Below are 5,984 nucleotides of genomic sequence, written 5' to 3'. Positions count from 1 at the left end.
ACTCAGCCCAAGCCTCAGTACCTTCAGGGAAAATAGAAATCCACTTTTGAGTAATGATTTTCTCTAGCTTAGTTTCAAAATCAGCAGCTTCATCCCATTTAACTACGTTTTGAGTTAAAGCAGGACTGTCATACTCATTATTTGGACGCTTTGGATCAACGTAAGCTAATTGCTTGCTAGTACTTTCTAAGTAAGCATCAGCACCAGCAGCACCAGTAGCTGAGAATGAAGTTTTAATACCAGATTCATACCATTCTTTAACAGTACCAGTACCCATGTTCCATCCACGAAGAATACCTTCAGCTCTTAAGAAGTAGCTTTCAGCAACATCAACAACTTTAATGAAAGCAGTTTCTCCAACATTGTATTTAGAGTAATTCTCATAAATAGATTTAGTTGGTCTATCAACACCTGGACGAATACCTCTGTAGGTACCTGCAACAGCAGGATCAGTAGCTGGTAAAGCGTAAACTGATAAACGACCATCTCCATAACCTTGCAAATAAGTAATTACTGCAGCAGAAACACGCGTATCAGACCAAGCATTAGTGTAAGTAAAGTAAGGATTGATACCACTTGAAGGAGAAACAGTAAATGAACCAGAAGTAACATCTAATACACCACCATTAGCAGCTAAAACAGCTTTTTCAGCTTCAGCTTTACCTTTAGTTGCGCTAACAACTGAAATACGCATAGCCATACGTAATCTAATTGTGTTTGCTAATTTAATCCATTTAGTATATTCACCTTTAAAGCTTGATCTATCCCATTTAGCGAAACGAGCCATATCAGCATTTTTATCAGCAAGTTCTGCAGCTAATAATGCTTTTACAGCATTGTCAAGATCAACAAAGATTGCATCATAAGCCTCAGCTGGAGAATCAAACTTAGGTTCTGCAGTATTACCATATTTAGTATATGGATAAGGACCAAAAGTATCAACCAAACGCTGACCAGCAGCAGCCTTCATAATTAAAGCGATTGCGTATAAATCAGGATATTTTTTATCAAATCCTTTTTTAGACATAGTCAACCAATTGTTCATTACGTTGTTGGTAGAAACGTTGTAAGAGTTAGCCCAAATACCTCTTGTTACATAGGTAGTTGGATTTACATTACCAATAAAGTTACTTGGTGCTTCAAGATAGTTCGCGTACGATTCTGACTGAAGATTCTGTTGTGTTTGATGACCAGTACCTGTTGCTACGATGTTGTTCATCATGATAGGAAGCAAGAAAGCTGCTTCTGCACCATCTTTTGCAAGATCAGCATCAGAGATGTTTCCTGTATTGACATTTAGTCCTTCAAAGTCTTTAGTACAAGACGGGGCTGCTAATGCCAACAAACCTAGACACAAAAGTTTGTAATTGTTTTTATTGAAATATTTCATATTCATATTTTTATATAAAGTTTATATTAAAATCCAGCTCTTAATGTTAAACCAATTGAAGTTGCTGATGGAATCTGGAATGACTCAAAACCTTGGTTTGAATTTCCAGTACCTAAAGCTAATTCAGGATCAAATGGTGCTTTTTTGTACAAGAATAATACATTTCTGCCTACTAGAGAAAGATTAACGTTTTTAATGGTATTGCTAAACTTAGGTAAAGTATAACCTATTGCAAGCTCTCTTAAACGAATGTTTGTTGAGCTATAAGTATATTCCTTTCCAGCAGCACCAAAATCAGCTTTTGCTGATACATAACCGTAGTAAAGTTCAGGGTTAATTAATTTACCATTTACATTTACACCACCTGCATCACGTGCCTCACCACTTCTTTTTGATAAACCTTTGTAATCCAACCACTGCTCAGTAGAAGAAGAAACTAAACCACCAAAACGACCATCAACTAAGAAAGAGAAATTGAAGTTCTTGTAAGTAAAGTTGTTATTTAAGTTTAACAAGAAATCAGGATTAGCATTACCAATATACTGATCATCAGTTGTAGACAATAAAGGAAGTCCTGTAACTGCATTGAACTGTTGATTTCCGTTTGCATCGTACAAGTATGTTTTACCAAAAATATCATGGTAAGCACCATATTTACGACCTTGAAGTAATGCACTTCCTGGACGAAGAAGGAAAAGGTTTGTTAATCTATTTCCACTTTGTAATACAAAACGGTCTGTAGTTAATAGGTTACTTAACTCTTTAATTCTGTTTGTGTTTCTTGAGAAATTAACAGATGGAGTCCACTTTAAATTTCCAAAAGAAGCATTGTAGCTTAAAGTAGCTTCAATACCTTGGTTTTGGATAGTACCACCATTGATGAAGAAACTTGAAGCACCAGCACCAGTAGGAGCAGTAATTGTAAATACCTGATCTTCTGTAGTAGCGTTATAATAAGTAACACTTAAGTTCAATTTATCCTTTAAGAATCTTAAGTCAGCTCCAAATTCATATGATTTAGAACGCTCAGGCTTCAAAGTGATAGTATCAGTACCACTGAAGAAAGGTAAAGTACCTCTACCAGCAACACTCTCATCTGGACCAACTGAATAATTAGAATTTCTAGCGGCTGAACCGAAAGGTAAAGCATTACCCACTTCAGCATAAGTTGCTCTTAATTTTGCAAAAGAAACAGCATCTGAAGAACCTAATGTATTCGTTAAAATATAGGCTAAACCAGCTGAAGGATAAAAGAATGGAGATTCAGTAGTTGAAGACCATTCGTTTCTTCCAGTTACATCTAAGAATAATGTTTCTTTGAAACCTACTGATGCAGTTCCAAATACAGAACGATCAATTCTCTTAGTGATGGATGAAGTAGAAACAAAGTTTCCAGTTAATCCCTGTAAAGTGAAGTAATCTGCATAGTAAAGTGAAGTATTTGCACCGTTAGTTCCGTTGTAAGTACCATTGGATTTAGTAATTGTATTACTGAAACCTACTACAGCATTAATTTTGATGTCATCAGACAATTCCTTGTTTGCACTTAACAAGACGTCAGTATAAAGTTCAGAACCTCTCGTAACTGATTTTTGGTAACCACCATTTGCACCAGTATTAATAGGATCTGAAGATGCACCTTGACGGTTATCGCTATCTAAAGAATAAGTGTTGTAAGTTGTTCTACCTGCAATATTTAACCAATCAGTAAGATCTAATTTAGCAGAACCATTCATGTTCGTACGGTTTCTTACATCATCACTTTGGATTTTGTTAATAATCCAATAAGGATTTTGATTTGAACTATGCTCATTCTTAACGTATGGCCAATTTTGAACATAGAAACCACGAGTAGCATTCCAAACACCACCACCATTAGGGCTGTATTTGTCCATGTTATCTCCCATTGGAAATAAGTATAAACCAAACATTGGACTATTATACCAAGATGAAGCATTCTGATTTTTAGTTTGAGTACCAATGAAGTTAATACCTCCATCAAGAGTCAACTTATTATTAAACGCTTTTGAACTTCCTCTTAATGTTACGTTATTTCTTCCGTAATTATAACCAGGAATCATTGCTTTTGAATTGGTGTTTGCATATGAAAGATATACTCTTGAAACTTCATTTCCGCTGCTAATTGACAAACTGTTTAAATAGTTTTCACCAGTTTGAAAGAAATCTTTGATATGTGAGTCACTTCCATTTGTAATTTTGGGACCCCAACTATCATTTACACCTGTTCTAGCTACACCACCTAAACCTTGACCATAAGTAGTCTGAAGTTCCGGTAATACAAAAGGACTATCATAAGTTGCAGTTGATGCGAAATCAACAGTTGTTGTTCCTAATTTACCCTTACGAGTAGTAATCAAAATAACACCGTTTGCAGCCTGACTACCGTATAATGCAGCAGCAGAAGCACCTTGAAGAATTTGTAAACTTTCGATGTCTTCAGGGTTGAAATCAGCAAAACCACCAACAGGAACACCATCAACTACATAAAGTGGAGTGTTTGAACCACCAATTGATTTGTTACCACGTAGAACGATTCTTGGAGATGAACCTGGACCACCAGCGCCTTGAGTAACGAATACTCCAGCAGCCTTACCAGCTAATGAGTTTAAAACGTTAGCTCCTTTAACTTGGTTTAAATCTTCCGCAGAAATGTTAGTAGTTGCGTAAGTTAAACTTTTAGAAGTACGCTCGATACCCAATGCAGTAACAACTACACCTTCAAGCATTTTAGAATCTGTTGCAAGCTTTACAATCAAAGTTGTGCGACCTTGAAGAGCAATAGTTTGCGATGTGAAGCCAATGTAAGAAAATACAAGACTTGCATTTGATGGTACTGAAATGGTAAAATTACCATTATTGTCAGTACTTGTACCCTGAGTTGTACCACTTACCTTGATGCTTACAGCAGGTAAAGGCAAATTGTCAGTGTCGGTAACCTTTCCGGTAACACTAATATTCTGCGCAAACACATAGGTTTGGCATAATAAAAGCAATACGACTAATTTGTAAAATTTTCTCATCATAATTCTTTTTTTAATGAAATTAAGTTATAAAATTAAAAAACTAGTTGAAGCAAATACTACATAGCATTTGAAAACAATTAGCTATACTAAAATAATTAATTTATTTAGATTCCTAAATTTTAATGAAATAAACCCGAGTCAATAAATTAAAATTAAAGTTTAGAATTAACTAATTGTATAACAGGCAGTTATTTACAATATTTAATTAATATGAAAATATATTTAAGATTTTTTTTATAATTATTAAAAATCACGCCAAGTTCAAAAGGTGAAAAAAAGCGTAAAAATCAATAAATGGCAAAAAACTTTGTAATAAGTTAGCTATTGAGGTCTAAAATATTCTTTGTTTTACTAACTTCTAAAAATAAGATTCCATGTAATTTGAATTTAACCAAAATATATTTTGAATGGCATGGAATTTCTAATAAACTATGAAATAAAATAGCTTTTTAAGCCAAAAATGGATGTGCCTAAATATTACTAAATAAGGATATATCAATAAAAAAAAGCTAGTTTTATCATGCTAAAAATTTGATTTCTTAATACCAAATTTTTCCAATGATTGAAATATTTGATTATCATTAAAACTATTAAAATCAATAGTCCCAAAAACTCTCTGGTTTCTTCAATCCATGGAGCAGATGCGTTCATAATTCAGCGATATACTCTGACTGATGCTCAAAAATCCAGTCCATGACCCCATCATTATCGAAAAATAATTAAATACTGGACATAAAAAACAGTGCAACAAAAAGAAGACTAATTATTGGGTAATAAGAACCTCAAAATGCCAAAAACGAATTGAATGCCCTATCAAATAGATGGGAATCCATAAGAAAGGATAAGAATCGTTACATTGAAGTGCTGTAGCCAAGATAAAAAGCAAACCAAGAATCAGGTTGAAATTTTCAATAAAGAAATTCCACTATTAATTATTAACCAAAACCACTCGCTTTGATTTTCTTGTTAAAAAATGAATAATCACCCAAGCAAGCAAATAGGTTAGTCCGCAAATTGTAAAAATAAGATTGTATCCACCTGCTAGATTATTGGAAGATTTATACAGGTCTAATGTATAACCCACAAGAATAGGAAAGAGAATCCCTCCTATTGCTCCCATCATGCCTCCAATCCCAACTACAGAGCTAACAACCTCTTTTGGAAACATATCCGAAGCCAGCGTAAAAATATTTGTCGCCCAAGCTTGATGTATAGCAACCGCAAGACTTATTAAAATTACAGCAGTCCATTTTTCAGTTACAAATTGTGCAATTGCAATCATGATTACTAATTCAAACAGAGCAAAGAGTAAAAGCACCATTTTTCTTGCTTTTAAAACAGCCCAACCACGATTAATAAGATGCGATGAAAAGTATCCTCCAGCAATACTACCAATTGTGGTAGCACCATAAATGAGCATAAGTTCAACACTTATAACTTTCAGGTTGAGGTTAAAGGTTGAGGAAAAATAAGAAGGTAACCAAAAAAGAAAAAACCAAAATATTGGGTCTATAAGAAATTTACCTGTCACAAAAGCCCAAGTTTGCGGA

General features: G+C 34.3%; 3 protein-coding genes. All 3 read right to left on the bottom strand.

What is annotated here, in order from left to right:
- The coding region (locus tag ACILQF_RS09705) for a SusD/RagB family nutrient-binding outer membrane lipoprotein (RefSeq protein ID WP_395627213.1) at positions 1-1,390 on the bottom strand (1,390 nt) is incomplete at its 3' end.
- Between the two features lie 26 nt (positions 1,391-1,416).
- Positions 1,417-4,434, bottom strand: coding sequence for a SusC/RagA family TonB-linked outer membrane protein (locus ACILQF_RS09700; protein WP_395627212.1), 3,018 nt, complete (start codon positions 4,432-4,434; stop codon positions 1,417-1,419).
- A gap of 928 nt (positions 4,435-5,362) precedes the next feature.
- On the bottom strand, positions 5,363-5,984 hold a 622-nt coding region (locus tag ACILQF_RS09695), incomplete at its 5' end, for an MFS transporter (RefSeq protein ID WP_395627211.1).

This window comes from Daejeonella sp., from assembly GCF_044232565.1.
GTDB lineage: Bacteria > Bacteroidota > Bacteroidia > Sphingobacteriales > Sphingobacteriaceae > Daejeonella.
This window is presented reverse-complemented; position numbering and strand designations above follow the sequence as displayed.

Bases quoted from the DNA above. Each gene is read 5' to 3' on its own strand.
- ACILQF_RS09700 (WP_395627212.1), bottom strand. From the start codon at position 4,434: ATGATGAGAAAATTTTACAAATTAGTCGTATTGCTTTTATTATGCCAA.